General features: G+C 63.8%; 27 protein-coding genes and 1 tRNA gene. 4 read left to right on the top strand and 24 right to left on the bottom strand.

Going from position 1 to position 25,907, the window contains the following annotated elements; translation table 11 throughout:
• Positions 1-22: 22 nt before the first annotated feature.
• Together ACP15K_RS15055 and ACP15K_RS15060 are read right to left on the bottom strand one after the other, a co-directional pair.
• Positions 23-727, bottom strand: a complete 705-nt coding sequence (locus tag ACP15K_RS15055; protein WP_193143105.1) for a response regulator — start codon at positions 725-727, stop codon at positions 23-25.
• A 4-nt stretch (positions 728-731) separates the two neighbouring features.
• Positions 732-1,217 (bottom strand): MarR family winged helix-turn-helix transcriptional regulator, encoded by a 486-nt coding sequence (locus ACP15K_RS15060; protein WP_193143106.1) that lies wholly within the window; start codon positions 1,215-1,217, stop codon positions 732-734.
• 174 nt (positions 1,218-1,391) lie between these two features.
• On the opposite strand from ACP15K_RS15060, the gene ACP15K_RS15065 reads away from it, so the two are divergent.
• Positions 1,392-2,261, top strand: a complete 870-nt coding sequence (locus tag ACP15K_RS15065) for a branched-chain amino acid aminotransferase (protein WP_193143107.1) — start codon at positions 1,392-1,394, stop codon at positions 2,259-2,261.
• Between the two features lie 75 nt (positions 2,262-2,336).
• Here ACP15K_RS15065 and ACP15K_RS15070 read toward each other — a convergent pair whose 3' ends face one another.
• From ACP15K_RS15070 to ACP15K_RS15120, 11 genes are all read right to left on the bottom strand, one after another.
• Positions 2,337-2,525 carry a hypothetical protein gene (locus ACP15K_RS15070; protein ID WP_193143108.1) on the bottom strand — a complete coding sequence of 63 codons (189 nt, stop codon included), beginning with the start codon at positions 2,523-2,525 and terminating at the stop codon, positions 2,337-2,339.
• 64 nt (positions 2,526-2,589) lie between these two features.
• Entirely contained in the window at positions 2,590-3,537 is a 948-nt protein-coding gene (locus tag ACP15K_RS15075; RefSeq protein WP_193143109.1) for a DMT family transporter, read from the bottom strand.
• Between the two features lie 86 nt (positions 3,538-3,623).
• Positions 3,624-4,322, bottom strand: a complete 699-nt coding sequence (locus ACP15K_RS15080; protein WP_424990867.1) for a hypothetical protein — start codon at positions 4,320-4,322, stop codon at positions 3,624-3,626.
• An 81-nt stretch (positions 4,323-4,403) separates the two neighbouring features.
• Complete coding sequence (gene queG / locus ACP15K_RS15085) at positions 4,404-5,480, bottom strand: tRNA epoxyqueuosine(34) reductase QueG (RefSeq protein WP_193143111.1); 1,077 nt, start codon at positions 5,478-5,480, stop codon at positions 4,404-4,406.
• A 39-nt stretch (positions 5,481-5,519) separates the two neighbouring features.
• Positions 5,520-6,185, bottom strand: coding sequence for a glutathione S-transferase family protein (locus ACP15K_RS15090; RefSeq protein WP_193143112.1), 666 nt, complete (start codon positions 6,183-6,185; stop codon positions 5,520-5,522).
• A gap of 53 nt (positions 6,186-6,238) precedes the next feature.
• Positions 6,239-6,943, bottom strand: a complete 705-nt coding sequence (mtgA, locus tag ACP15K_RS15095) for a monofunctional biosynthetic peptidoglycan transglycosylase (protein WP_424990868.1) — start codon at positions 6,941-6,943, stop codon at positions 6,239-6,241.
• Between the two features lie 45 nt (positions 6,944-6,988).
• Positions 6,989-7,531: a hypothetical protein gene (locus ACP15K_RS15100; protein WP_193143114.1), complete on the bottom strand. Its 543-nt coding sequence runs from the start codon at positions 7,529-7,531 to the stop codon at positions 6,989-6,991.
• Between the two features lie 51 nt (positions 7,532-7,582).
• Positions 7,583-8,080 carry a DUF1269 domain-containing protein gene (locus ACP15K_RS15105; protein WP_193143115.1) on the bottom strand — a complete coding sequence of 166 codons (498 nt, stop codon included), beginning with the start codon at positions 8,078-8,080 and terminating at the stop codon, positions 7,583-7,585.
• 332 nt (positions 8,081-8,412) lie between these two features.
• Positions 8,413-12,951 carry a glutamate synthase large subunit gene (gltB, locus tag ACP15K_RS15110; RefSeq protein WP_424990869.1) on the bottom strand — a complete coding sequence of 1,513 codons (4,539 nt, stop codon included), beginning with the start codon at positions 12,949-12,951 and terminating at the stop codon, positions 8,413-8,415.
• A complete protein-coding gene (locus ACP15K_RS15115; RefSeq protein ID WP_193143117.1) occupies positions 12,948-13,394 on the bottom strand; it encodes a GFA family protein in 447 nt (148 codons plus the stop codon). Before ACP15K_RS15115 ends, gltB begins: the two co-directional genes overlap by 4 nt.
• A gap of 131 nt (positions 13,395-13,525) precedes the next feature.
• Entirely contained in the window at positions 13,526-14,962 is a 1,437-nt protein-coding gene (locus ACP15K_RS15120) for an NAD(P)-dependent oxidoreductase (protein ID WP_193143118.1), read from the bottom strand.
• A 220-nt stretch (positions 14,963-15,182) separates the two neighbouring features.
• On the opposite strand from ACP15K_RS15120, the gene ACP15K_RS15125 reads away from it, so the two are divergent.
• Positions 15,183-15,986, top strand: a complete 804-nt coding sequence (locus ACP15K_RS15125) for an undecaprenyl-diphosphate phosphatase (RefSeq protein ID WP_193143119.1) — start codon at positions 15,183-15,185, stop codon at positions 15,984-15,986.
• 54 nt (positions 15,987-16,040) lie between these two features.
• Here ACP15K_RS15125 and ACP15K_RS15130 read toward each other — a convergent pair whose 3' ends face one another.
• Entirely contained in the window at positions 16,041-17,024 is a 984-nt protein-coding gene (locus tag ACP15K_RS15130; RefSeq protein WP_193143120.1) for a complex I NDUFA9 subunit family protein, read from the bottom strand.
• 171 nt (positions 17,025-17,195) lie between these two features.
• Between ACP15K_RS15130 and ACP15K_RS15135 the strand changes: the two genes are divergently transcribed.
• Both ACP15K_RS15135 and ACP15K_RS15140 read left to right on the top strand, forming a co-directional pair.
• Positions 17,196-17,282: transfer RNA gene (locus ACP15K_RS15135), tRNA-Leu, on the top strand.
• Between the two features lie 134 nt (positions 17,283-17,416).
• The gene (locus ACP15K_RS15140; protein WP_424990870.1) at positions 17,417-18,445 is read left to right on the top strand and encodes a tyrosine-type recombinase/integrase; all 1,029 of its coding nucleotides are present in this window, start codon (positions 17,417-17,419) and stop codon (positions 18,443-18,445) included.
• On the opposite strand, the gene ACP15K_RS15145 is transcribed toward ACP15K_RS15140, so the two are convergent.
• The 10 genes from ACP15K_RS15145 to ACP15K_RS15190 form a co-directional block, all read right to left on the bottom strand.
• Positions 18,376-18,654: a helix-turn-helix domain-containing protein gene (locus ACP15K_RS15145; protein WP_424990871.1), complete on the bottom strand. Its 279-nt coding sequence runs from the start codon at positions 18,652-18,654 to the stop codon at positions 18,376-18,378. The two genes, ACP15K_RS15140 and ACP15K_RS15145, sit on opposite strands and share 70 nt — an antisense overlap.
• Entirely contained in the window at positions 18,651-19,472 is an 822-nt protein-coding gene (locus ACP15K_RS15150) for a hypothetical protein (RefSeq protein WP_424990872.1), read from the bottom strand. Before ACP15K_RS15150 ends, ACP15K_RS15145 begins: the two co-directional genes overlap by 4 nt.
• A gap of 76 nt (positions 19,473-19,548) precedes the next feature.
• On the bottom strand, positions 19,549-20,076 hold the full coding sequence (locus ACP15K_RS15155) for a hypothetical protein (protein ID WP_424990873.1): 528 nt from the start codon (positions 20,074-20,076) through the stop codon (positions 19,549-19,551).
• 245 nt (positions 20,077-20,321) lie between these two features.
• Entirely contained in the window at positions 20,322-21,386 is a 1,065-nt protein-coding gene (locus ACP15K_RS15160; RefSeq protein ID WP_424990874.1) for a phage portal protein, read from the bottom strand.
• A 2-nt stretch (positions 21,387-21,388) separates the two neighbouring features.
• Positions 21,389-21,967 carry an HK97 family phage prohead protease gene (locus ACP15K_RS15165; protein ID WP_424990648.1) on the bottom strand — a complete coding sequence of 193 codons (579 nt, stop codon included), beginning with the start codon at positions 21,965-21,967 and terminating at the stop codon, positions 21,389-21,391.
• A complete protein-coding gene (locus tag ACP15K_RS15170) occupies positions 21,967-23,229 on the bottom strand; it encodes a phage major capsid protein (RefSeq protein ID WP_424990875.1) in 1,263 nt (420 codons plus the stop codon). Before ACP15K_RS15170 ends, ACP15K_RS15165 begins: the two co-directional genes overlap by 1 nt.
• A 3-nt stretch (positions 23,230-23,232) precedes the next feature.
• Positions 23,233-23,499: an HNH endonuclease gene (locus ACP15K_RS15175; RefSeq protein ID WP_424990876.1), complete on the bottom strand. Its 267-nt coding sequence runs from the start codon at positions 23,497-23,499 to the stop codon at positions 23,233-23,235.
• Between the two features lie 62 nt (positions 23,500-23,561).
• Positions 23,562-24,956: a terminase TerL endonuclease subunit gene (locus ACP15K_RS15180; RefSeq protein ID WP_424990651.1), complete on the bottom strand. Its 1,395-nt coding sequence runs from the start codon at positions 24,954-24,956 to the stop codon at positions 23,562-23,564.
• Positions 24,957-25,209: 253 nt separating this feature from the next.
• Complete coding sequence (locus ACP15K_RS15185; protein ID WP_424990877.1) at positions 25,210-25,698, bottom strand: helix-turn-helix domain-containing protein; 489 nt, start codon at positions 25,696-25,698, stop codon at positions 25,210-25,212.
• On the bottom strand, positions 25,695-25,907 hold a 213-nt coding region (locus ACP15K_RS15190), incomplete at its 5' end, for a hypothetical protein (protein WP_424990878.1). The genes ACP15K_RS15190 and ACP15K_RS15185, both read right to left, overlap by 4 nt.

The following is a 25,907-nucleotide window of genomic DNA, read 5'->3' on the forward strand; positions in this document are numbered from 1 at the left end:
GTCAGCGGCCCCATCGGATCGGTCAGTCGGCCACCAGCATGTAACCCGCGCCGCGCACGGTCTGCAGATAGCGCGGCTGTTTCGGATCGGCCTCGATCTTGCGGCGCAACCGGGTGATCTGCACATCCACCGCCCGTTCCTGCGCCTGGTCGGTGTCTCGGCCCAGTTCCTCGACCAGTTGCGCCCGGCTCACCGGCTCGCCCAGCCGCGACGAGAAGATGCGCATCAACTGGCTTTCGGTGGCGGTCAGGCGGATCATCTCGGTTCCGGCCCAAAGCTCGCACCGGTCCTGATCGAATCGCACCGGCCCAAGGGTCAGCACCTGCAAGCCCTGCGTTTCCGGTTCCGCCGGCGGCACCCGGCGCAGAATGGCGTTGATCCGCAGCAGCAGTTCCTTGGGCTCGAACGGTTTGGCCAGATAGTCGTCGGCTCCGGCCTCCAGCCCGGCAATCCGGTCCGAGGTTTCGCCCTTCGCGGTCAGCAACAGGATCGGCGTCGCGATGTCCTCGCGCAGGGATTTGGTCAGTGCGATCCCATCCTCGCCCGGCATCATCACGTCCAGCACGATCAGGTCGAATTCCAGCCCCGCCAGCAGCCGCCGGGCGTGGGCCGCGTCGCGGGCCGCTGTCACCCAGAAGCCGTTGCGGCTGAGGAATTTCTGCAACAGGCCGCGAATCCGCTCGTCGTCATCCACGATCATCAGATGGGTTTCGGGCTGTGCCCCCATGAACCTACTCCTTCAGGCTGTGGAAATATTTCTGGTTCTCGGCGTCCATCATGGCCTCCAGAACCTTGCGAAAGCCAGCCACGGCTTCCGGACCCGCATCGCGATAGGCCGCGCGCACGCGCGCCTGCTGGGCATCGGCCAGCTTGCGTTCCAGGCTGACGCCGCTGGGGGTCAGGTGCAGGTGCCGTTCACGCTTGTCGCGCTGGCCTACCCGGCTGTCCACCAGCCCATCCTCGACCAGCGTCCGCAGAACCCGGTTCAGGGACTGCTTGGTCACACCCAGAATGCCCAGCAGGTTGTTCACCGTGGTACCCGGACTTCTGTTCACGAAATGCAGGGCGCGATGATGCGCCCGTCCATAGCCGTATTTCTCAAGGATACGATCCGGGTCCGAGGTAAACCCCCGGTAGGCGAAGAACATCGCCTCGATTCCCTTCCGCAACTGCTCATCCGTGAGATAAAGCAGTTTCTCGCCGCTGTGCCCGTCCATGTTACCGCTCGATCACTTTTCAGGAATTGGCCCGATTTTACGTCAGCCTTGTTGACTTTCCAAGACTCAACGGATACCTCCCTTTCTGAAATTGCGCAATATTCAGTCCGCTTCGGCCCTGAGATGCGCAACTTTTGAAAATCCCCGAACGGGCCGCATGAAAAGGATGGAATGATGGCGGGTGGCTACGACGATCGCGACGGCAAAATCTGGCTGGACGGAACCCTTGTGCCGTGGCGCGATGCCAAGGTACATATCCTGACCCACGCGATGCATTACGCCTCTTCCGTGTTCGAAGGCGAGCGTGCCTATGGCGGCAAGATCTTCAAATCGGTGGCGCATTCCGAGCGGCTGAAACGATCGGCCGAGCTGATCGACTTCCAGGTGCCCTGGACCGTCGAGCAGATCGAAGAAGCGAAATACGCCACCATGAAGGCCAACGGCCTGTCGGATGCCTATGTGCGGGCCATTGCCTGGCGCGGCGCGGGTGAAGACATGGGCGTCGCCTCGGCCCGCAACCCGGTGCGTCTGGCCGTGGCCGCCTGGGAATGGGGCGCCTATTACGGCGATGCCAAGATGAAGGGCGCGAAGCTGGACATTTCCAAGTGGAAACGCCCGTCGCCCGAAACCATCCCCTGCCATGCCAAGGCGGCCGGGCTTTACATGATCTGCACCATGTCCAAGCACGCGGCCGAGGCCAAGGGCTGTTCGGATGCGATGATGTTCGACTATCGCGGCTACGTGGCCGAAGCGACCGGGGCCAACATCTTCTTCGTGAAGGATGGCGAGGTGCACACGCCGCTGCCCGATTGCTTCCTGAACGGGCTGACCCGGCAGACCGTGATCCAGATGCTGGTGGAAAAGGGCATCAACGTGCATGAACGCCACATCATGCCCGAGGAACTGGAAGGCTTTGAACAGTGCTGGCTGACCGGCACCGCTGCCGAGGTCACGCCGGTGGGCCAGATCGGGGATTACACCTTCGAAGTCGGCGCCCTGGCGCGCGACATCTCGGACTCCTACGAAAAGCTGGTGCGGGCCTGATAGGCACCGCGTATCGCATCCGAAAACACGGATGGCGCCCGCCGGGGCGCCATTTTTCGTCGTTCAGCCTGAAAGTCAGACGGTATAGCCGCGCTCGATCCGTGCGAAGGCCCGCATCATGTTTTCGGTGGTCCGCTGCTTGGGGCGGCGTTGCAGCATCAGGGTTTCCCGACGGGGGCCCATTTCCTTGTCGATACGCGAAAACGACAGTTTCATCCCTGACGTGGTTCGAGCTTTGGTGTGGTCCAGAACATGGCGTCTCATGGCAACCTCCTGATCGATTAGGGGGCCCACCCTAGCATGATTCCTGCCGATTCCGAAATACAACCTAACCTTGTGGCGTCATGGTTTCGCGCGACTTGGCACGTTGCAGGCCAAGGTGCCGTTCGCGCAGGATAATGATGACCCCGGCGCCAATCACCACCGAGGCACCGATCAGCACCTGCGGTGTCGGAATCTCCTGAAACACGAAATATCCGATCACCAGGGAAACCAGCATCGAGGCATATTCGAACGGCGCGATCAGAGAGGCTTCGGCATAGCGATAGCTTGAGGTCAGGAAGATCTGCCCGAAGCCGCCCAGAAGCCCCGCCACCACCAGCAGCCCCGCTGTCGAGGCCGACGGCAGCACCCAGCCGAAAGGCAGGGTCATCAGTGCCAGTACGGACGATGTGACCGAGAACCAGAAGACGATGGCGCTGGTCTGCTCGACCTGCACCATGTTGCGGATGTGGATCTGCGCCAGCGAGGCGAAACAGGCGCCCATCAGCACCAGCAGCGCGCCCAGGGCCTCGCGGTCGGCCACCCCGCCGGGGGTGATTGTCAGGCGCGGGGCCAGGATGATGCCGACCCCGACAAAGCCGATGATGACCGCCGAAAAGCGGAAGATGCCGACGTTTTCCTTCAGGAACATGGCGGCGAAAATGACCACCAGAAGCGGCATGGTATAGCCCAGGGCAATCGCCTCGGGCAGCGGCAGATAGGCCAGCCCGGCAAAGCCCAGCCCCATGGCGGCTGTTCCGACCAGGCCGCGCAGCACATGGGCGGTGGGGCTTTTCACCTTCAGTGCCCCCTGCAATTTGCCCTGCCAGAGCACCCAGACCAGGATCACCGGCAGCGCAAAGAACGACCGGAAGAACACCGCCTCGCCGGGGGGCACGCCTTCGGCGGCCGCCGCCTTCACAAGGCTGGCCATGATGACGAAAGACAGCACCGCGATCAGTTTGAACAGGATGCCGCGAAACGGCTGGTGCGGGGGGGCGGAAACAACACTCATGCGCCGGTTCTATCCGGTTTCCCCGCGCGCGACGATCCCGGCCCGCCGGATTTTTCGAAGGCCGGGACCGCAGGTGTGCGGCCGGATCAGGTCCGGGCCCGCCGCAGCCGCCGAATCGAGACCAACGCCCCCGCCGCCGAGGCCAGCATCAGCGCGGCCCCCGGCAAGGGCACCGGCGCCGGGGTGTTGGACAGGCCCATTGCGGTGATCGAAACATTGTCGAGCAGCCCGCCCAGGCCGTCGCTGCGGCCCAGGGCCCCGAAACCCAGCGTATAGGTGCCGGCCTTGGCAACGTTGAACACCTGCGTCACCCGCGTCCATTGCCCGATCTTCGTACCCGCATCGCGGTCCGAGACGACGCCTTTGGTCAGCCCGTCCAGCCCCCACGAGATGTCGTTGGACTGGGCGCGCTGCGTGCGCGGGCTGTAGAAGAATTCCAGCATGTGCTCGCCCATATCCAGCACCACTTCCTGAACCATCGACGAGTTGTTGTTGCTGTCCATTTCCAGGTAGTGCAGGCCGTGCTGCGCGTCGATGCCGCGCAGGGTGCGGTTCGATTGCACTTCAATCCCGTAGCCGCTTTTCGTGGTCCAGCCCGGCAGGGCATCCCAGACCTGCCACGACGAACCCCGCCCAGATTGCAGCTTGTCGAACACCTGCCCGCCATTGCGCTTGCCGGGCGTGGCGAAGCTTTGCTCGAAACTGCCATTCTGGACGATGGCCGCCTGCGCGGCACCTGCCATCATTCCAAGGGCTGCCAGCCCCGCCACCACCATTTGTCTCATCCAAAACCCCAAACCGTTTACCGTTACAGGGGAATTATACTCGTTTAGGGAGAGCTGCCCGGGTATGATCCCGAACCAGGGTTAACCCGCAGAGGTGCTGCCCGGCAGGCGCGCCAGGGCCCATTGGACCGCATCACGAACCGTAGCGCATTGATCCTGCGCCAGATTTTCCACAACGGGGCGCAGGGTGGCATCGCCGCTGTTGCCGATAGCGTAAACCACGTTGCGGATGAACCGGTCCCGGCCGATGCGCTTGATCGGCGAGCCGCTGAACCGCGCCCGGAACCCGGCATCGTCCAGCCCGGCCAGTTCGGCCAGCGGTGGCGCGCGCAGGTCGTCGCGCGCGGCATAGCGGACCTCCTGCGCGGCCACTGCGAACTTGTTCCATGGGCAGGCGGCAAGGCAGTCGTCGCAGCCGTAGATGTGGTTGCCCAGACCGGGCCGCAGGTCGTCGTCCACCGGGCCCTTGTGCTCGATGGTCAGGTAGGAAATGCAGCGCCGCGCATCCAGTTGGAACGGCGCCGGGAAGGCATCGGTCGGGCACACATCCAGACAGGCGGTGCAACTGCCGCAATTCTCGCGCGCGGGGGCATCCACCGGCAGGGCCACGGTGGTGAAGATCGCCCCAAGGAAGAACCAACTGCCCAGATCGCGGCTGAGCAGGTTGGTGTGCTTGCCCTGCCAGCCCAGCCCCGCCGCCGCCGCCAGCGGCTTTTCCATCACAGGCGCGGTATCGACGAACACCTTGATCCCGGCGTCCGCCGCCTCGGGTTGCGCCAGCAGCCAGCGGCCCACGCGTTTCAGCCGTTTCTTGACGATGTCATGATAGTCGCGGTTCTGGGCATAGACGCTGATCGCGGCGCGGTCGGGCTGGCCCAGCACCGTGCGCGGATCGTGATCGGGCGTATATGCCTCGGCCAGCATGATGACGCTTTGCGCCTCGGGCCACAGGGCGTCGGGCGCGCCGCGCCAATGCATCCGTTCGGCCATCCAGCCCATCTGCCCGTGCCGCCCCTCGGCCACGTAGTGCGCCAGCCGACCCGCGATCTCGGGCACCGCATCGGGGCGGCAGATGCCCATGTCGGCAAAGCCCGCCGCCAGCGCCTCGTCGCGCAGCGCGGCCTTCAGGGCCTCCGGGTCGCGTCGTGCCTTGGCCATGGTCCCGCCTGTCCTGTCCGGGCCGCATGGCCCGACGTGTCAGAAATCCAGATCGGAATAATGCAGCGGCGGCGGGAATCCCGCCACCATGTCGCGCAGCAGGGGCCGATAGGCCGGGCGCGACTTGATCTTGGCGTACCAGTCCTTCAGCACCGCGCTGCGGTTCCAATCCACGTCCGAAGTATAGTCCATCACCGAAAGCTGCGCGGCGGCGGCGAAATCGGCCGCCGTCATCACATCGCCGGCCAGCCAGCGGCGGTGGTCCAGCAATTCACCCATGTAGTCGAGGTAGAACTTGATCCGCATCATCCCGTCCTTGACGTTGCGGCTGTCGGGTTGGCCGGCGCCAGTGATCTTCTTCATCACCCGCTCGCCCAGGATCTTCAGGGTGACTTCGCGGTAGAAGCTGTCATCGAAGATCCCCACCAGGCGCCGCACCTCGGCCCGTTCGCGCGGATCGCCGGGCATCAGGGCAGGGGTGGGATAGACCTCTTCCAGGTATTCGCAGATCGCCGTGCTCTCGCTCAGCACCAGCCCGTCGATCTTCAGCACCGGCACCCGCCCCACGATGTTGCGGGCCAGGTGGTCGGGGGATTTTTCCCAGAATTTTTCTTCCTGCAAATCCGTGTCCAGACGTTTCTCGGACAGGGTCAGGCGCACCTTGCGGCTGAACGGGCACAGCGGGTGATGATACAGGACGGTCATTGCGGCTCGGTTGTCAGGGGTTTCCTTCGTCTTGCCGTGAAGACGAGGGCAGATCAACCGCTGAAACAGTCGGCGCGACCATCGCGCCGGATTGTCGCCGCCCCGTCAGCGATGGACGCTGCCCGCCGCCGCAGGCTGGCCGAGGGTTTCGAGGCCGAGCGTTCCTTCGGATTGGGCAGCACGGCGGCCAGCCGCGCGGCCTGCGTGGCGCTCAGTTTGTCGGCGCTGACCCCGAAATACCAGGGCGCCGCGGCGCCGATGCCGAAGACGCCCGCGTCAAATTCGACGACGTTCAGATAGACCTCCAGGATCCGCTTCTTCGACCAGACCAGTTCCACCGCCGGGGTCAGCAGCGCCTCCAGCGCCTTACGCGGCCAGCTGCGCCCCTGCCACAGGAAGACGTTCTTCACCACCTGCTGACTGATGGTCGAGCCGCCGCGCTTCAGCCCGCCGTCGATGGCCGCGCGCAGGGCCGCCATGTCGAAACCCCAGTGAGTGCAGTAATTGGCATCCTCGGCCGCCACGGCCGAACGGGCCATCACCGGGGCGATGTCCTCGATGTTGCGCCAGTCATAGCGGATCTCGCCCAGCCGCGCCCGCTCGCCCAGCATGTAGGGGGTCGTGGGGATCGGGAAGACCGCATAAGCGGCCAGCAGCCCGCCCAGCAGGACCAACACGAGCAAAGGCGCCAGCCGAAGCCAGCGCCAGATCCGGCGGCCACGCGCCGCTGTCTTGGGGGTCGTTTGTCGTTTCGTCACGCCCGGACCTTAGCGGTCCGCACCGGGCGCGCCAAGACGCAGGCCTCAGCCCCGACGCCGCAGGGCGCCCAGTCCCAGCAGCGCCACGCCCAGCAGTCCCGCCGCCCCCGGCAGCGGCACCTGCGACACCGACCAGCTGCTTGCCGCCACCCGATAGGTGCCACGCTCGCCGCCCAGCACCGTATCGAAGACCGTCCCCATGATGTAATCCGGCGGCCCGTCCAGTGCATCCAGGCTCCAGGACTGAAGCTGATAGGCCGGCCCGAAGGTGAAGCTGATCGAACTGCCCGCCACCGCGTACAGCGGGAACGAAAGCCCCCACGACACGATCCCGGCGGTCTGGTTGGCCGGATTGCCCGGACCGTTGATGCCGTAGAATTGCACGGTGCTGTTGGCGAAGCTTTGGCCATAGGCGGCCTCGCTCAGCACGACATCCCCGAAGAACGCCGGGTAGAACGGACGCCCGGGATCCGGCGGCCCCGACACATGGGGCATGTCGGCACCCTGATAGCTCAGCTTCAGGGTCACCGCATGGGCCTGCGCCGCGAAAGCGATCAGCACGGCGGACAAGACAAGTTTCAGTCGCATGATTTTCCTCCGTATGCCGGACACATCATGCCAGATCGCGGCGCATTTGTCCTACCCTTCCGCGCCTTCCAGCAGCTTGCGCAGCGCCTCTTCATTGTCGTGGCTCAACGAGGTCTGCAGCACCTTGCCCTTGTTGCGGAAGTGCTCGAGGTTCTCCAGAACCTTGTCGCCGGTGACCTTCTTGAGCAGGACGAATACCTGGCTGCCGCCCGGTGTCAGGCTTTCGCCCATTTCCTTCATGAACTTGTCATTCACGCCCAGGTCGGTCAGCGCGCCCGAGACCGCGCCGGCACCGGCACCGGCGGCCACACCGATCAGCGGGTTCAGGAACAGAACCCCGATCAGCAGGCCCCAGAACGAGCCGCCCACAGCCCCGGCCGCGGTCAGGTTCATCGCCTGGTGCAGCTTGACCTTGCCCGCATCATCCTTGGTGACGACCACCGCGTCTTCCATCTCCAGCAGGTATTCCTTCTGCAGCTTCGCCAGTTCGGCGCGCAGCTCGAACCCCGTGGCCTCGTCGTCAAAAGCCACCACGATCAAATCGGCCATCTGAAATCTCCCTGTTGTGCGTCATCCGGGGCGGTGGTTTCCGCCTGCGGTCACAAAAACCGTGAGTCGGGGCCGGGTCAAGGCCCGAGGCACGAGTGGCCTTGAGGCGGGCGCGACTCGCATCCCATTCTGGAACAGGCCTGTTTGCGGCAGACCTGCCCGCAAACGGCCTCTCGGCAGGTTGGCCCGCCATCGCCACGGGCCGTGCCGCTGCGGGATTGTGCGTCTCCAGCGGCCAGATGCAGACAGGCGCGGGCGAATGCCCGCACCTGTCCCGCCCAACGCTTTGCGATCAGCAGATCGTCCAAGGGGCGGGAGCCGCCCCCGACCGTCTATTCCGCCGGCACCGCTTCTGCCGGGATGCCCAGCGGATGCGGCAGATGCACCAGCATCTCCTTGGGACAGATCTGCATGAAGTTGGCTTTTTCCAGGTCCCAATGCTGCAGGATATCGGCGGCCTTGCGGCTGCCGGTTTCCGCATGATGCCGTTCGACCAGGCCCTTCAGCTGAGTTTCCCAATGATCCTGGGTCACCGGGCAGGTCACCAGGGTTTCCATGTTCATCAGGGCCGGGGCCGCGCCGTCGGGATCGTACAGATAGGCCATGCCGCCGGTCATGCCCGCGCCGAAGTTGGCGCCGATGCTGCCCAGGATCACCGCGACCCCGCCGGTCATGTATTCACACCCGTTCGAGCCGCAGCCCTCGATCACCACTTTCGCCCCCGAGTTGCGCACGGCGAATCGCTCGCCCGCGCGCCCTGCGGCAAACAGGTAGCCGTCGGTGGCGCCATACAGCACGGTGTTGCCGATGATGGTGTTCTTCGACGCCACCAGCGGGCTGACCTGCTGTGGCCGGACCACGATGGTGCCGCCCGACAGGCCCTTGCCGACATAGTCGTTGGCATCGCCCTGCACTTCCAGCTTCAGACCTGGTGCCGCAAAGGCCCCCAGCGACTGCCCGGCGGACCCGGTCAGTTTCACCGTCAGGTGATCGGGCTGCAGCGAATTGCGCATCCCGAAGCGCCGCACGATGTGGCTGGATGTGCGGGTGCCCACCGTCCGGCGGGTGTTCTGCACCGCGTAGGACAGCTGCATCTTCTCACCGTCTTCCAGGAAGCGCGCCGCATCCTCGACGATCTCGGCGTCCAGCGTGTCGGGCACCGGGTTGCGCGGCTTGTTGCGGTCGTATTTCGCGTCCTTGGCACCATCGACGGTGATCAGCAGCGGGTTCAGGTCCAGATCGTCCAGATGTGCCGAGCCGCGGCTGACCTGGCTGAGAAGATCGGCGCGGCCGATGATCTCGTCCAGCGTGCGCACGCCCATCTCGGCCATGATCTCGCGCACCTCGGTGGCGTAGAAGGTGATCAGGTTGACCACCTTGTCGGCCGAGCCGGTGAACTTGGCGCGCAGGCTTTCATCCTGCGTGCAGACGCCCACCGGGCAGGTGTTGGACTGGCACTGGCGCACCATGATGCAGCCCATGGCGATCAGGGCGGCGGTGCCGATGCCGTATTCCTCGGCGCCCATCAGCGCGGCGATGACGATGTCGCGCCCGGTGCGCAGCCCGCCATCGGTGCGCAGGGTGACCCGGTCGCGCAGCTTGTTCATCGACAGAACCTGATGCGCCTCGGTCAGCCCCATTTCCCACGGCAGGCCCGCGTATTTGATCGAGGTCGCGGGCGACGCCCCGGTGCCGCCGTTGTGCCCCGAAATCAGGATCACATCGGCCTTGGCCTTGGCCACCCCGGCGGCGATGGTGCCGACGCCCGAGGACGCCACCAGCTTCACCGTCACCTTGCAGCGCGGGTTGATCTGTTTCAGGTCGTAGATCAGCTGTGCCAGGTCCTCGATCGAATAGATGTCGTGGTGTGGCGGCGGCGAGATCAGCGTCACACCCTTGGTCGAATGGCGCAGGCGGGCGATCAGGTCGGTGACCTTCATGCCCGGAAGCTGGCCACCCTCGCCGGGTTTGGCACCTTGGGCCACCTTGATTTCAAGCTCTTCGCACTGGTTGAGGTATTCGGCGGTGACGCCGAACCGGCCCGAGGCCACCTGCTTGATCTTCGCCGACGGGTTGTCGCCGTTGGGCTCGGGGTGGAAATGCGCCGGATCCTCGCCGCCCTCGCCGCTGTCGGACTTGGCGCCGATGCGGTTCATGGCCACGTTCAGGGTCTTGTGCGCCTCGGGGCTCAGCGCCCCCAGCGACATGCCCGGCGTGACAAAGCGCTTGCGGATCGAGGTGATGCTTTCCACTTCTTCGATCGGCACCGGCTTGCCCAGCGGCTTGATGTCCAGCAGGTCGCGCAGGTGGATCGGCGGGTTCGACCGCATCTTGGCCGAATACTGCTTCCACATCTCGAACGAGGCCCGGTCGCAGGCCGATTGCATCATGTGCATCGATTGCGCTTCCCAGGCGTGGGTCTCGCCGGTGCGGCGCGCCTTGTAGAAACCGCCGATGGGCAGCACGTCCTGGCCGCCGCGCCAGCCCTTGGCATGGACCTGCTCCAGCTTGCGCTGGATGCCGACCACGCCGATGCCGGAAATGCGGCTGTGCATGCCGGGGAAGAACTCGGCGCACATGGCGCGGCTCAGGCCCACAGCCTCGAAGTTCAGACCGCCGCGATACGAGGAAATCACCGAGATCCCCATCTTCGCCATGATCTTCAGCAGGCCCTGGTCGATGGCATGGCGATAGCGCGCCACCGCCTCGGACAGCGACATTTCCAGCAGGCCGCGCTCGATGCGGTCGGCCAGGCTGTCCTCGGCCAGATAGGGGTTCACCACTGTCGCACCCGCGCCGATCAGCACCGCGAAGTAATGCGGGTCGATGCATTCCGCCGACTGCACACCGATCGAACAGAAGGTCCGCAGACCCTTGTCGGTCAGCCCGCTGTGGATCGCCGAGGTCGCCAGGATCATCGGCATCGGCACCCGGTCTTCGTTCTGGTGAATGTCGGTCAGGATCAGATGACCCGCCCCCGAGCGCACCGCCTCTTCGGCCTCGTCGCGGATGCGGTTGAGACATTTGCGCAGGGCGCGGTCACCGCCGCCGGCGGGGAAGGTACAGTCGATCTCTGTCAGCGGAGCGTTGAACTGGTGCTTGAGCGCCTCGAACTGGGCGTTGCCCACGAAGGGGCTGTCCAGCACCAGGATCTCGGTCTGGCTGCTGTCCTCGTCCAGCACGTTCTTCAGGTTGCCGAAACGCGTCTTCAGGCTCATCACGCGGTATTCGCGCAGGCTGTCGATCGGCGGGTTGGTCACCTGGCTGAAGTTCTGGCGGAAGAAATGGCTCAGCGGGCGGTATTTCTCGGACAAAACCGCCGACGGCGTGTCATCGCCCATCGAGGCCAGCGCCTCCTTGCTGTCCTCGGCCATGGGGGTGAGGATCTGCTCCAGCTCCTCGATGCTGTAGCCCGCCGCGATCTGCCGCTTGCGCAGCTCGGCGCCCGAGAACATGGCGGTTTCGGTCAGCCCGTCCAGGGTTTCGCTCAGATCGCTGATCTTGCCGACCCAGTCGCCGAACGGCTGCGCCGCGGCCAGACGGTTCTTGATCTCGGTGTCGTGGTAGAGATTGCCGTCGGTCATATCCACGGCAATCAACTGCCCCGGTCCCAGCGCGCCTTTTTCGACCACGGTCGCTTCATCCACCGGCACCATGCCCGCTTCCGACCCCGCGATCAGCAGGCCGTCGCCGGTCACCACATAGCGCATCGGGCGCAGACCGTTGCGGTCCACCCCGGCACAGACCCAGCGGCCATCGGTCATCGCCAGCGCGGCCGGACCGTCCCAGGGCTCCATCACCGAGTTGCAGTAGGAATACATGTCGCGCCACGCCGGCGGCAGGTCCACCGCCTGCTTTGACCAGCTTTCCGGCACCAGCATGGTTTTTGCCATCGGCGCCGAGCGTCCGGCCCGCACCAGAACCTCGAACACCGAATCCAGCGCGGCCGAGTCCGACGATCCCTGCCGCACGATCGGCTTGATGTCCTCGGCCAGGTCGCCAAAGGTCGCCGAGGCCATGCGGATCTCGTGGCTTTTCATCCAGTTGATGTTGCCCTTCAGCGTGTTGATCTCGCCGTTGTGCGCCAACATGCGGAACGGCTGGGCCAGCCACCACTGCGGGAAGGTGTTGGTCGAATAGCGCTGGTGATAGATCGCGAAGGCGCTTTCAAACCGGTCGTCCATCAGGTCGGGGTAAAACTCCGCCACCTGCTCGGCCAGCATCATGCCCTTGTAGATGATCGACCGGCAGCTCAGGGAACAGATGTACAACTCGCCCACGCCCTGCGCGGCGGCGGCTTTCTCGATCCGGCGGCGGATGACATACAGTTCGCGCTCGAAGGTTTCCTCATCCACGCCCTTGTTGTTGGAGATGATGATCTGCTCGATCTCGGGGCGGGTGGCGTTGGCCTTTTCGCCAAGGCAGGAGATATCCACCGGCACATGGCGCCATCCGTAGATGTAATAGCCCATGCGCAGAACCTCGGCCTCGACGATGGTCCGGCATGTTTCCTGGGCGCCGAAGTTGGTGCGCGGCAGGAAGACCTGGCCCACGGCAATCAGCTGCTCCATGTTCGGCTCGTGGCCGGTGCGGCGGATCTGGTCATAGAAGAACGGGGCCGGGATCTGCACATGGATGCCCGCGCCGTCGCCGGTCTTGCCATCGGCATCCACGGCGCCCCGGTGCCAGATTGCCTTCAGCGCGGTGATGCCCGCTTCGACCACCTGCCGCGAGGGCGAACCATCGACGCTGACCACAAGACCGACGCCGCAGTTGGCTTTCTCTTCGTCGGGCAGGTACATGCCCTGTTCCGCCAGAAAGGCGCGCTGTGCTTCTTGCTGGGCCACCCAGGCCTGATCGTATTTGGTCATGAGGGGTCTCCCGGATTGGAGGCAGCAACCATCGCAAGGATGTCGGCCTCGGTCATTTTCTTGGTGTCCCCGGCAAAGGCATGGCCCGCCGGCTTGTGATCGATGTAGACCTCGGTGGTCAGGGTCAGACCGTCCAGGCTGTCCAGTGTGCCCGCGGTGACGGACATCAACCCGTGCATCGGGCCGGGGACGGTCAGCCGCCAGAACAGGTTGCTGCCGCAGGTGCCGCAGAACCCGCGCTCGGCCCAGTCGGACGATGTGTAGATGCGGATGTTGTCCGCGCCCTCGAAAGTCACGCCGCCGGGCGGGACTTCCAGGCCCAACTCGATTCCGCCGGTCCAGCGGCGGCACATGCCGCAATGGCAGGCGCCATATCTTTCGGGCGCTTCGGCGAGGGTGTAACGGACTGCGCCACACAGGCAGCCGCCGGTTGTCGAAGCCATCGCTCAGTCCTTTCCGTTGCAGGGCCGAAACAGGTCAATCTGTCTGACCCGGTTCGGGACAGGCTGGCCTTGGCGGCCAGCCCGGAAGCCATACGTCTGCCATACGCGGGCCAGACGTTTTCCAGCGCGGCTTATTCTGCCGCCACGGACGCGGATTTCGCGTCAAAAGTTGCCAGCATCGCGTCCGCCGCTTCACGGCCATCACGGATCGCCCAGACCACCAGCGAGGCACCACGCACGATGTCGCCCACCGCGTAAACGCCATCCATCGCGGTCTGATGGGTGCGGAAATCGGCCTTCACGGTGCCCCAACGGGTCACTTCCAGATCCGGCTGACCCCAGAGCGTTGGCAGGTCTTCCGGCTCGAACCCAAGGGCTTTCACCACCAGATCGGCCTCTTCCACATAGTCCGCGTCTTCGATCAGTTCGGGCATCTGGCGGCCGGTGGCATCCGGCGCGCCCAGGCGCATCTTCTGCACCATGACGCCGCTGACCGGATCGCCGGCAAAGCCCTTGGGGGCCGACAGCCAGACGAATTCCACGCCTTCTTCCTCGGCATTGGCCACCTCGCGCTGCGAGCCCGGCATGTTGGTCCGGTCGCGGCGGTACAGGCATTTGACGCTTTCGGCGCCCTGCCGCACGGCGGTGCGCACGCAATCCATGGCGGTGTCGCCGCCGCCGATGACCACGACCTTCTTGCCTTTGGCGTTCAATTCGCCGCTTTCGTATTCGGCCACCGTGTCGCCAAAGCCGACGCGGTTCGAGGCGGTCAGGTAATCGATGGCGCGCACGATGCCCTCGGCACCCGAGCCGGGGCCCTGCAGATCGCGGGTCTTGTAGACGCCGGTGGCGATCAACACAGCATCATGTGCCTTGCGGATATCGGCGAACGAGATGTCATCGCCCACGGTGCAGTTCAGTTTGAAGATGACGCCGCCTTGTTCCAGCTGCTCGATACGCTGCATGACGACGGGTTTTTCCAGCTTGAAACCGGGGATGCCATAGGTCAGCAGCCCGCCGGCGCGGTCGTAGCGGTCATAGACCGTGACCTGCACACCCGCGCGGCGCAGACGGTCGGCCGCGGCCAGCCCGCCGGGACCGGCGCCGATGATGCCGACGCTCTCGCCGCGTTCCGCTGCCGGAACGATGGGCTTGACCCAGCCTTTTTCAAAAGCGGTGTCGGTGATGTATTTCTCGACCGAGCCGATGGTCACGGTGCCATGGCCCGACTGTTCGATCACGCAATTGCCTTCGCACAACCGGTCTTGCGGGCAGATCCGGCCGCAGATCTCGGGGAAGGTGTTGGTCGCCTGGCTGAGTTCATAGGCTTCCTCAAGCCGTCCTTCGGCGGTCATGCGCAACCAGTCGGGAATGTTGTTGTGCAAAGGGCAATGCGACTGGCAGTAAGGTACACCACACTGGCTGCACCGGCTCGCTTGCTCTTCCGCCTTCTGCGCGGCAAATTCCGCGTAGATTTCACCGAAGTCCTGGTTGCGAAGATTGGGCGCACGCTTTTCAGGCATGTCCCGTGCTACGGACACAAACTGAAGCATCTTTTGCTTGGCCATCCCGTTACCTCGCTCAACTGGGGTCGGGGGCCTTTTAGTAGGGAGAAGAGGAAATGAAAAGTCATAAGTAGTGACCTATTTTCCCTCACGAGCCTGCGGCAATGCAGCATCATCGGGTCAAATGCGGGAAATATAAGTCATATATACTGACTTATAAATCTAAAATACGATCAATAACAATATCTTACGAGTTCTTCCCCAAGGTACGGATTCCAACGACATGTCCCTGTTTCACCTTCTTCTGATCGCCATCATCCAGGGCGTGACCGAATTTTTACCGATCTCTTCGTCTGGCCACCTGATTCTTCTGCCGAATCTGACCGGGATGGACGATCAGGGGCTGGCCATCGATGTGGCCGTTCATGTGGGTACGTTGTTCGCCGTGATCCTGTATTTCTGGTCGGACGTGAAGCTGGCCGCAGTGGGCACCCTGCGGTTGCTGCGGGGGCGGATCGACACGCCGGGGGCGCGGCTGGCCTTCCTGCTGGCGGTGGCGACGGTGCCGGTGGTGATCGTCGGGCTGATCCTGAAGGTTACCGGGTTGAACGACGCCATGCGCTCGGTCGCGGTGATCGGCTGGACCATGCTGGTGTTCGGCATCGTTCTGTACGTCTTCGACCAGAGGGGGCCCAAGGTTCGCAAGGCCGAGGACTGGACCCTGCGCGATGCCATCATCATGGGGCTGTGGCAGGTGCTGGCGCTGATCCCCGGCACCTCGCGGTCGGGTATCACCATCACCGGTGCCCGCGCTTTGGGCTATACGCGGGAGGATGGTGCCAAGCTGGCCATGCTGATGTCGATCCCGACCATTGCCATGGCGGGCGGTTTGCTGACGCTGGATGTGATGGCGCATTGGGATCCGGCGCTGGCGCTGGATGCGGCCATCGCGGCGGTTTTCGCCTTCGGTTCGGCGTTGCTGGCACTGGTGCTGATGATGCGGCTGCTGAAGTCGGTCAGCTTCACACCCTATGTGATCTATCGCGTGATCCTGGGGCTGATCCTGCTGGGCATTGCCTATAGCTGACATGACAAGGGCGACCGTGAAGGCCGCCCCGTGGTCTGTGCCCAGGGGGCCGGTTCAGGCTTTCATGTCCTTGGCGGATTCGGTCAACGCCTCGTACTGGCCGGTAGGGCGGAAGCGCCACAGGTAATCATCCAGCACCGCGCCATAAGCCACCGGCGTGATGCCCAGATCGGCCAGCCCGCGCGCGCCGTCCGAGACCGCGTTGTCATTGCGCAGGTTGCGCACCTGGTCGGCGGTCAGCATCTTGTTCTCGATCAGGCCCATGCCGATCTTCTGCACCAGGTCCAGGCTGGCGCCCATGATCCAGGCGATCCAGAACGGCGTGTTCACGATCAGGCGACGGCGGCGGATGACCTTGAGCATGTCCTGCATCAAGTCGTGGAAACTGGCCACTTCCGGCCCGCCCAGTTCATAGACACCGGGCGCTGCCGCGCCGGTCACCCCCATGACGGCGGCCTCGGCCACATTGTCCACATAGACCGGCTGAAACCGCGTGTCGGCGCCCACCAGCGGCAGCACCGGGCCAAAGCGCGCCATGCTGGCAAAGCGGTTGAAGAACCCGTCCTCGGGCCCGAACACGATCGAGGGCCGCAGGATCACTGCATCGGGCTGATGCGCCAGCACGCCCGCCTCGCCGGCGGCCTTGGTACGGGCATAGGCGCTGTCGCTGTCCGCGTCGGCACCGATGGCCGACACATGCACCATGCGCGAGATCCCGGCCTCGGCGGCCAGCCGTGCCACACGGCCCGGCCCTTCGGCCTGCACCTTGTCGAACTTGTTCTTGCCAAACTCGTTCAGGATTCCAACGCAGTTCACCACCGCCTCGGCCCCGCCCAGAACCGCGCGCACCGAGTCGTCATCGCGGATGTTGCAGAACACCGGTTCGACCTGACCGACGACACCATAGGGCTTCACGAAGATCGCCTCGTTCGGCCGCCGCACCGCCACGCGCACACGGTAGCCTTGCTTGGCAAGGCGGCGCACGATGTAGCGCCCGACAAAGCCCGATCCCCCGAAAACAGTCACAAGTTGCGTCATCTCTGGCCTCCGCGCATTTCCCTTTGGGATGTATCGCCCGGACCCTTCCCGGGCAAGGCGCATCGCGTCGCGGTGGGTCGTGGAGGCGTGCGCAGAGTTTTTTTCAGAAAGTTTCGCACCCCGTGTTGACACCCCCCCCGCAGCAGGTCTAAACGCCGCTTCACGACACCTGCCCAGGTGGCGGAATTGGTAGACGCGCTAGCTTCAGGTGCTAGTGTCCGTATGGACGTGGAGGTTCGAGTCCTCTCCTGGGCACCATTCTTTCCCAAGAATGGCATATGTTCGGTCATTGTTTTCCCTTTGGCCTCCTTTTGTGCTCGATTGGGAAGGTCACAGGAAGTCCGTGACCCATTCGTTTCCAAGTCAGTTACGACTCGATTACTATTCTGGGCATGGCGACTTTCGTTCCAAAACCCAAAGGCTGGCAGGCGCAGGTGGCGCGGCGCGTAAACGGTAAGACCGTCCGTAAGGCCAAGACCTTCAAGACGAAGCGTGACGCTCAGGTGTGGGCGCGTGAATTTGAGGCTGGCATTGCCGCCGGAACCGACAGCAGCGACACCTTGCGACAGGTCTTTGACCGCTACGCCCTTGAACGATCCAAGGGCAAGAAAGGCGAACGATGGGAAGTGATCCGGCTTAGTCGGTTTGCTGACGATCTGGTCAACGGCAAGCCCTTGGGCGAATACGTCATTGGCGACGTGACAACCGCCGATCTGGTCGCATGGCGCGACATGCGGCTGGGCCATGTCCAGCCCGCCAGCGTCTCGCGGGAAATGAACCTGCTCAAGCATGTCTTTGCTACCGCGACGAAGGAATGGGGCCTCTTGCGCGTCAACCCTATGGCAGAGGTGAGACGCCCCCCAAAGGCCAGGCGCCGTAAGCGCCGCGTCTTTCAGGATGAGATTGACAAGCTGACCGAGGTTCTGGGCCTGTCTGCTCACCCATGGGTCAGTGAGAAACAGATAACCGGCGCGATGTTCCTTTTTGCCATCGAAACCGCCATGCGTTCCGGTGAAATTCGCGCCATCCAGAACCGGCACGTCACCGGCAATGTGGTCCACATTCCAGAAGCAAAGAACGATCATTCTCGCGATGTTCCCATGACCACGCGGGCCTTGGAAATTCTCGAAACCGTCAGGAACGGGAACAACGATAGCGCCGCCCATCCGTTCCATATCGACGCGGCAAGCCGGGACAGCGTGTTTCGCCTCGCGGTCAAGAAAGCCGGAATTGAGAACCTGCATTTCCATGACACGCGGCATGAGGCCATCACCCGCTTGGCAAAGCGGTTGGAAATTCTCGATCTGGCGCGCGTGACTGGGCATAAGAACTTGAATGAGTTGCTGACCTATTACGAAGCGTCAGGCGACGAATTGGCTGAGCGGCTCAATTCATCGACTTCCAAGGATGAAACCAAGTAGGGCGAACCTTCACCGCCAGAGACGCGGGTGAAGCGGCCTTCTTTGATCCAGTTGCGAATTGTCTTTTCCGACTTGCTTAGGCGGGCCGCGACGGTCGCCACTGGCAACCACGCCTCCGGCCCCTTCGCAGCGCCCAGAGCCTTGCTCACGGCGCGCTCGATGATCGCTTCAAGATCATCGGGGGATATGACGACGACTTGGCTCATCATTCGTCGCCCTCCATATCCATCCCGCCGCGCCTGAGAAGTTCACGCTCGTGCTTTTCGATAAGCTCCAGGAAGCGCTCGCTCTCACCTCGCCCCTCGCCAACGATCACCAAATCATCCCCCTGGATTTCGCTGCCCTGCATTGCCAGAAGTTCTTCGGTTTCTTCTTCGGACAGGCCCACGTAGATCCAGCGTCCTTTGTCAGACTTCTCCCATTCACGGTAGAAGTTGGACGCGGGACTGTAGGGGCTCGGCTCAGGCTCAGGGTCGGGCACGGTGAAGTCGGGCACTTCCTCGTCGGCAATCATCGCCTCAAGCTGCGCCTTCACCTGGTCAATCAGGCGGTCAACGTCCAGCAGGTGGACGGCCACGGGCAACACCGGCTCTTGCCCCATTTCCTTGAAAAGCCGGGTCACTACCCAGTCGTCACCCTCGTTCATCGGATAGGTCGCAATCTTCATCCCGGTTTGTAGATTGCCGCCAGGAAGGCCCCGAAAATGGGCGCGGCGCTCAACATCCTCTGCCAAAGTGCGGACATAGCGTTGCGGGAAACCGATCCGTGACATGGTGTAGGCGGCCGCGATCATCAGAACTTGGCCACCAGAGAAAATGCGGCGGCGTCCGGTTCCGGGATTGACGTGAGCGCCGATCAAACGGACCAAGCCCCGCTTGGGGCTGACGAAGTGCTCAAGGGCTTTGGGGGTCGTGCCGGTGATCTTGCACACGTCCGCGACAAGAAATTGCGGGTGTGTCCAAATGCGGTTTGCGCCCGCCATCGTGAGGGAGCCAGCAGGCTCAATTCTCGGATAGTCGTCTGCCATTTCGAAGCCCCGTGCCTTGGTGCTACCGTTAAACACCAAGGCTGGGGGCTTGTAAAGCACCATGCAACGGGACTTCTCAATTGTGCCCTGCGATCAACACCCGCAATTCATCCCAAAACGGGCTTTCCAGCGGCGGCAGGTCGGGGCATTCGCCCCAGCGCGTGTATGAACCGATCTTTGCTGCAAGGTCGGCGGCGCATTCGGATCGAAGCTCCATCATCTGATCTTCTAGCGCGACCAAGTGATCAACCGCGTTGTCAATCTCCTCGTCGGTACAAAGATTGTCGGCCTCGTCACATGCATCCTGCCATTTCGCGTAGAGCTTCAAGATCGGGGTTTGGTTGCCTGCGCTGGCACAGGTCGGCAAGGCCAGCGCGACACCCGAGGCGGGCACAGCGGTCAAGAGGGTGCGGCGGGAGATTTGGTTGGACATGGTTTCAGTCTCACAGTTTGGCTTTCTAAGGCCGTGCCAGTGGCGGACTGGCGCCGGGGTGTTAGAAACCTGCTGTGAGACAGGCGCGACGATTTTCCGCAAGCGGTCTTGTATGACGCCACCACCCCGACATAAAATGTCGGAGCGTAACGCCGCCAAGCGTTCACGCATTTCGCCGCCCTACGCTCCAACGTAGGAAACCTTGGTCAGGTGTTGCGGCTATCACAGTCCGGGTTTCTAAGCCCACGGGCACCCTGCAGCAAATTTCATGCGCGATCAAGTGCGCCCTTCGGGGCCATTTTTTTTGCGCGCCACGCCCCTAGGAGGTAAAGGCCGCGCGCTGTCGGGGTTATTCGGCACTCACCGACTGATCCGAGGTGCTTTCGGGCCCGATTGTTTCCGGGGCGCACCCTGCCCTATTCGCTCCAATCCACCATGCGCATCGCGCCGGACAGGTCCGCCGGGGCGATGCCTGCATCCTTGGCTTCGGCCATGGTCTTGACGATTGCTGACAAGGCGCGGGCACGGCCGCCCGCATCGAAGGCTTGCAGGGGGCGGATCGTGTCGATCATGACCGGGCTGCCCAGCTTGTCCGTCGCTTCTTCGGCCAACAGCGCCGCAATGGGTTGCAGCGTCCACAGGGCAAGCTGGCGCTGTGCTTCGCGTACAACGGGGCCGGTGGTCGCACGGTTCATCAGGGCAGGCAGGACGCCAAAGGCTGCCAGGATGCCCTCTCGTGCGGCGTCAAGCGTCTCTCGGGTCATGGACTTGCTCAGATCGGGGCTGAGCTGGTCAGGCTTCTGGCCAATCTGGGGGTTCATCCCCGCCGCCGTCGCCTGGGCCACGCCCTCGATCACAAGCGTCGATCCGCGCCGCCCGCGAAACGCCGTGCGCATCTGGTCCATGTCGTCAGATCCACTATCCGGCAATGGCACGATCAGCGAGCCAATGGGGGCGTTTTCGAAGGTCTCGGCCAGAGCCGATTCAACCGCGTGAAGCATGGCCCCGGTCAAGCTGGCGCGGCGTAATGGGGCGGTGCCGGTCCATGGCGTCGTGTGATCAGCGCCGATTCGCAAGTGCAGCACCTCGGCCGCAAGGGCCGTGACGGTGCGGCCTCCCCCGGCCTCAGGGATAGACAGGCGATAGGCACGGGGCTTGCCGTCGCGCGTGGTCACGTCCCAGTCGATCGCAGGCACAAGCCCGGTGCTGCCTGCCAGAAGCACCGCTTCACCATTCAGGGCGACGGATCTGGCGATCATGGCCAGCGCCTGCCGAGTCAGAAGGTCGGTGCCTTCCACGTCTGCCATTGCGAAGCCACCTTCCCAGAGGCTGACACAGGATTGCACCGAAGCGGTCAATTCGGCCACGCCGCGCCGCCCGCTGATATGACTGTCCCGCGCGGCCATGACCTGGGCGGTGTATCCCGAGCCACTGGAACGGGCCTCGATCGGGCGCAGCTTGTTTGCGAGCCATCCAAGCATTCTTACCTCCAACGGGTTGCGGCGTGATGGTGCACAACGCGTTGCGCCACTTCGCCAACGGGTTGCCAGTTCCGGGCCTCGATCTGGGCCTGGCTGTATGCGGGCTTGGTCACGGCGCTGATCTCGATCAGGTCCGCCGCGCGGATCGTGCGCAGGATTGCGTTGCCGCGGTCTTCCACCGTCTCGCCACCAGGTCGAACCCGGAAGCCAGGTGACAGGCCACGCACCAGCCCTGCCGAATGCGCCCTGAGGAAGTCCCGAACATAGGACACTTGCCCCATGTCCGCGCTGATCGTCGCTTCAACGGTCAACGCGTCGTCGGTCTCGGTGAGAATGAGGGTGCCGGCCGCGCGGGATGCCAGCGGTTTGTTGAAGTCGTGACCGGAGAGAAAATGCACGTCTTCCCCGCGATCCAGCCGATCGGCAAAGGCGCGGGCCGCGATCATCTCTCGCCGCTCACGCCCCATGCCCACGCGTTCAGCCAGCACGGTTTCCCGGCCGTAGGGAAAGGATGCCCGAAGGCGGGTTTCCCCGCCCTCGGTGCGCAGCTCAAGGCTGCCGACATGAGCGCCCCAAAGCATCAGGCCAGCTCCAGTCCGGTCAGCAGCTCCAACTGCGTCGGGCGCGCAACAGTCACGTCCATGGTCGCAAGCGCCGTCAGCCGCAGGCCACCCGAAGCCGCATCTGTGTATTGATCGCGAATCATGTCCACGCCAGACCACCTCCCGCAGAAGATCGGAGCCACCCCGCCCGCATTGGTGGTCAGCAATGCCGAGCATGCCAGCGGCGAGCCGGTCGGATCTGCAAGCGCGTTGTGGCTCAGAACCAGGCTACTCAGTTTCGCGGCAAGGCGGTCCCATTCGGTGATACCGCTGCCTGCGTCCCAGATCGTGCCATCCATGAAGTCCCACAGCTCGGGACGTACCAGACCACGAACAGCCCCCGGCCCGGATGCTGCGTTGCCGGTGATGAACCGGGTGACAGCAGCGCGGAAAGCCGCCTCGGTCGCGGTGGCGCTGATTGCCGTGCTGGTGATGCCGTAGGTCGCAGCGCCAGTGATCACGCCCAGAGGCTCGCCAGACGCTCCGGAGCCGAGGAACACCACGCGATCGAGCTCAACGCCCATGGCGCTGTTCATGTCGCGGCGCACGGCCTGTTCCAGGGCCGCCCCGGACTGTTTCAGCGTCTTGCGGGTGATCTTCATCTGCACCCCAAGCGTCTGGTTCGGGGCCAGTGCCTTGTCCGTGGTCTGGAACGCTTGCGCAGCACCGGCACTGCCGGTCTCGCTTGCCTGCCAGCCCACGGATGCACCTTGCGTCACCACTGGCCATTCGATCTCGCCATGATCGATCGAGATCATCTGCGCGCCCATCTGCGACGCAACCGAATTGGGGAACAGCCGATCGATGATCGGGCGGGTCTGGATGGGGTCCGGGGTTCCGCTGGCGATGGTTTCACCGGCGCGCACCTCAAGCGCTTCCCACGGAATCGGGATGCCTTGATAGGCCCCATGGCCGCGAAGCTCGGTGATGACTTCCGCCGTGCGGCCGTCGATCTGGTGGCCGTGGTCCAGGGCCATGGCGACCTGGCGAACCTCGAAGCCGCTCATCAGATCGGACCATTCCTGAGCGGTGCGCGTTTCCAGATCGGCCCCCGCCTCGCGGCGTTCCTCGTCTTCGGAGACAAGCGCGGCGCGGTACTGCGCTTCCTTGGCGCGGTACTCCGTGTCCAGATCGCCCATCTTGCGCAGCTCATCCGCAGACGGGCTTTCAATGTTGGCCAGCTCGGCCAGGGATTGCCGGATTTCAGACCGGCGCAGTTCCAGTTTCTTCGATGTGAGCATGGCTTATCCTTTCTGCTCGATGTGTTTCTTGTCCGTGGCGCTCAGCGAGGTAACGGCCTTCTGCCAGTCGCTGAGATCTTTGCGCGGCTTGGGGTGCCCGCACTCGATTCGGGTTTTCTTCGTGTGGCAACCGGGACAAAGCGCCTGCAGGTTTGTCGGCTCGTAGGACAAATCTGGATCGGTCCGGACCGGCTTGATGTGGTCGACCTCCAAGCGGCCGCCGCAGCCGCAATGGCGGCAACGAAAGCCGTCGCGTTCCAGGATCTCCATTCTCAGAACCTGCCAGCGTTTCGTGCGGGTCACGCGCTTGGAAAACCGGTGATGATCGCGCCTCACACCCATAGCAGCCTCGCTTTCGCCTTGGGCTGGGCGGCCACGCGCGCGCCTTGCGCCACTGCCAGCACGGATGCCGCCGCAGCGTCGATGCGGCCTGTCGATCTGGCTTTCGCCAGCTTGAGGTTGTTGGCCGGGTCACGCAGACAGACCGCATCCGCGAATGCAGACCGCAACAGCAGCGACGGGCGGGCCTTCACCTGCCCATCGAAGGCCGCGCGTCGGAACCGCTCGCAGTCTTCGCCGCCATCCCTGAAGCCTTGCCCGCGCCAAACGCAGGGCGCACGGGCACCGGCCCGGTTCAGGGCCTCGGACAGCTCGGCCTGCTTGTAGCGGTCCATCGTGATTGCCATCACGTTCTGGCCCTCGACATGGCGCATCACCTCGGTCAGCCATGGGGCAACCGGCACCGTCTTGTCGCCAAGAACGTTCAGTTCGCCGCGATCCTGCATTTCGACATAGCGGCGGGCGACGCCGTCCGATTGCCCTCGGTCCAGAAGGCTGGGCATGGACGGGAATGTGCCCAGGCACTCAAGCCGCCCGGTGTCAGGCCAGTAGAACGCAGCAGCCGTCATTGACGCAGAGCCGCCCAGGTCAATCCCGATCACAACGCCGCCTTCGCGGGGCGGCAGGGCTTCGGTCTCGCAGGCCAACCATTCGTCCAGGGTGATCAGCAGATCCCGAGATTCTCCGGAAACACGCTCATTGCGGTTGTAGAGCCGGAAGCTGGTCAAGCTGGATCCACCGCGCGCGATCGCCCGTTTCGCCTGCGCTTCAAGCCATTCCAGATCGCCGCCGATGCCATGAGGAGCACCGGGATTTGCGATCAAAAGGCTCTCCTGGTCGTCGGCAGGCAGGCCCGGCGCGGGCCGGTGTTCCTGGACGTACGAACCCGGTGCCGGATCATCGATCCACCGGGAAAACGGGTGCGTGTCGTCGCTGGCGCTGGTGCTGATCAGGAAGGCGCGGCCCTTGCGCTTGCCGAGACCGGACAGCAGGGCGTGTTCCAGCTCGTCGCCGCGATCCAGAGCCCAGTGCCCGCGTTCGTCCAGGATCGCCATCGTCGGAGCGCCGCCCAGGGCAGACTTGCCGTCAGCAGCGATCACCCGCAGCACATGACCGCCGCCATCGCCCTCAAACTCGATTTCTAGACGCGGTGCGCGGCGGTAGATCAGCCGGCGCTGGATCTCAAGCGGCAGGGTTGCGGCGAACCCTGCCACAAAGTCCCAGATAATGCGGCCCTGGTCGCGGGTCCGCGCAGCGGCAACGATCTCGCGTCGTGGCTGGCGATCCCAGACGCCGATGAGACCGCCGAGCGCAAGCCCGGCCGTGATCGCGGATTTGCCGTTGCCGCGCCCGATGCTGAGAATGGCGTTGGCGGTGTCGGCAGCCATCGCGCCCTCGATAAACTGGCGCTGAAAGGGGGCGAGCGAAACAGGCTTCCCGGCGTTTGGCCCTTCCGGGATGCTCAAGCTATGCATGAAACGCATAGCTCTCTCGGCTGGGGTCTCGGACCCCGCCGCCGCGTCCTGCGCGAAAAGAGAAAACTCAGTAGCGCGGTCCCGCCGGTTCACAGAATTTGCGGCATTGGGACCATCTGCGAACAGGTCGCCAGTTGATCGATCGTTTCTAAGCAGATCCATCGCTTCAATTCCCTCCAACGGTTCGAGGGAATGCGATGATCTCTGTCGGCAGTCGTTCCGCCCTATCTGGTATAGAGTCCCTATCGGGCGACGCCAGCGTCACCCCTCGATTATTTTGAGGGGCGTCCCCCCCGTCACCCCTCGTCGAGCGCTTAGGGGTGAAGTGGGCGTCACCCCTCGTCACGGGCTTAGGGGCGACGCTGGCGTCACCCCTCATCGGGCCAAACAGGTCATACTGATTGCTGCGCTGCCTGCCGTGTTCGGTGCGTATGGCCACGCTGATCAGCCCCTTGTCGGCCAGTGACCGCAGTGTGATTTGAACACGCCGCACCGACAGCCCTGCAACCTCGGCAAGGGTCGCGACGCTCGGGAAGCACGCGTTGGTGCGGTCGTGGTGGTGATGCGCCAGGATCATCAGCACCAGCCGCTCAGAGCTGGTCAGCCTCGATCCCTTGGCGGCCTCAATCGCCCAGTTCATTGCCCGCACGCTCATGGGTTTTCCACCGTGCAGAAGTCATCGCCTATTGGCATGAAAAGCTCGGCGACGAGTTCTTTCATGATTTTGACCTGATTGTTGCTAGGCTCAGGACCCATTGATTTCCGGCGATCAGCGTGATTCACCGTTCGAAAAACGAGCGGTGACATGTCTGATCTCTTCTGGCTTAGCGACGGCAGATGGCGCGGCTTGCGCCTTTCTTTCCC

Source organism: Fluviibacterium sp. S390, assembly GCF_049800695.1.
Lineage (GTDB): Bacteria > Pseudomonadota > Alphaproteobacteria > Rhodobacterales > Rhodobacteraceae > Meridianimarinicoccus.

Excerpts from the sequence above, each read along its gene's own strand:
- ACP15K_RS15120 (WP_193143118.1), bottom strand. The coding sequence starts at position 14,962 with ATGGCCAAGCAAAAGATGCTTCAGTTTGTGTCCGTAGCACGGGACATG.
- ACP15K_RS15060 (WP_193143106.1), bottom strand. The coding sequence starts at position 1,217 with ATGGACGGGCACAGCGGCGAGAAACTGCTTTATCTCACGGATGAGCAG.
- ACP15K_RS15150 (WP_424990872.1), bottom strand. The coding sequence starts at position 19,472 with ATGGCAGACGACTATCCGAGAATTGAGCCTGCTGGCTCCCTCACGATG.
- ACP15K_RS15105 (WP_193143115.1), bottom strand. The coding sequence starts at position 8,080 with ATGGCCGATTTGATCGTGGTGGCTTTTGACGACGAGGCCACGGGGTTC.
- ACP15K_RS15065 (WP_193143107.1), top strand. The coding sequence starts at position 1,392 with ATGGCGGGTGGCTACGACGATCGCGACGGCAAAATCTGGCTGGACGGA.
- ACP15K_RS15080 (WP_424990867.1), bottom strand. The coding sequence starts at position 4,322 with ATGAGACAAATGGTGGTGGCGGGGCTGGCAGCCCTTGGAATGATGGCA.
- ACP15K_RS15130 (WP_193143120.1), bottom strand. The coding sequence starts at position 17,024 with ATGACGCAACTTGTGACTGTTTTCGGGGGATCGGGCTTTGTCGGGCGC.
- queG (WP_193143111.1), bottom strand. The coding sequence starts at position 5,480 with ATGGCCAAGGCACGACGCGACCCGGAGGCCCTGAAGGCCGCGCTGCGC.
- ACP15K_RS15075 (WP_193143109.1), bottom strand. The coding sequence starts at position 3,537 with ATGAGTGTTGTTTCCGCCCCCCCGCACCAGCCGTTTCGCGGCATCCTG.
- ACP15K_RS15070 (WP_193143108.1), bottom strand. The coding sequence starts at position 2,525 with ATGAGACGCCATGTTCTGGACCACACCAAAGCTCGAACCACGTCAGGG.
- ACP15K_RS15170 (WP_424990875.1), bottom strand. The coding sequence starts at position 23,229 with ATGCTCACATCGAAGAAACTGGAACTGCGCCGGTCTGAAATCCGGCAA.
- ACP15K_RS15155 (WP_424990873.1), bottom strand. The coding sequence starts at position 20,076 with ATGCGTGAACGCTTGGCGGCGTTACGCTCCGACATTTTATGTCGGGGT.
- ACP15K_RS15145 (WP_424990871.1), bottom strand. The coding sequence starts at position 18,654 with ATGATGAGCCAAGTCGTCGTCATATCCCCCGATGATCTTGAAGCGATC.
- ACP15K_RS15160 (WP_424990874.1), bottom strand. The coding sequence starts at position 21,386 with ATGCTTGGATGGCTCGCAAACAAGCTGCGCCCGATCGAGGCCCGTTCC.
- ACP15K_RS15185 (WP_424990877.1), bottom strand. The coding sequence starts at position 25,698 with ATGAGCGTGCGGGCAATGAACTGGGCGATTGAGGCCGCCAAGGGATCG.
- ACP15K_RS15055 (WP_193143105.1), bottom strand. The coding sequence starts at position 727 with ATGGGGGCACAGCCCGAAACCCATCTGATGATCGTGGATGACGACGAG.
- ACP15K_RS15115 (WP_193143117.1), bottom strand. The coding sequence starts at position 13,394 with ATGGCTTCGACAACCGGCGGCTGCCTGTGTGGCGCAGTCCGTTACACC.
- ACP15K_RS15175 (WP_424990876.1), bottom strand. The coding sequence starts at position 23,499 with ATGGAGATCCTGGAACGCGACGGCTTTCGTTGCCGCCATTGCGGCTGC.
- ACP15K_RS15140 (WP_424990870.1), top strand. The coding sequence starts at position 17,417 with ATGGCGACTTTCGTTCCAAAACCCAAAGGCTGGCAGGCGCAGGTGGCG.
- gltB (WP_424990869.1), bottom strand. The coding sequence starts at position 12,951 with ATGACCAAATACGATCAGGCCTGGGTGGCCCAGCAAGAAGCACAGCGC.
- ACP15K_RS15090 (WP_193143112.1), bottom strand. The coding sequence starts at position 6,185 with ATGACCGTCCTGTATCATCACCCGCTGTGCCCGTTCAGCCGCAAGGTG.
- ACP15K_RS15165 (WP_424990648.1), bottom strand. The coding sequence starts at position 21,967 with ATGCTTTGGGGCGCTCATGTCGGCAGCCTTGAGCTGCGCACCGAGGGC.
- ACP15K_RS15100 (WP_193143114.1), bottom strand. The coding sequence starts at position 7,531 with ATGCGACTGAAACTTGTCTTGTCCGCCGTGCTGATCGCTTTCGCGGCG.
- ACP15K_RS15125 (WP_193143119.1), top strand. The coding sequence starts at position 15,183 with ATGTCCCTGTTTCACCTTCTTCTGATCGCCATCATCCAGGGCGTGACC.
- ACP15K_RS15180 (WP_424990651.1), bottom strand. The coding sequence starts at position 24,956 with ATGGCTGCCGACACCGCCAACGCCATTCTCAGCATCGGGCGCGGCAAC.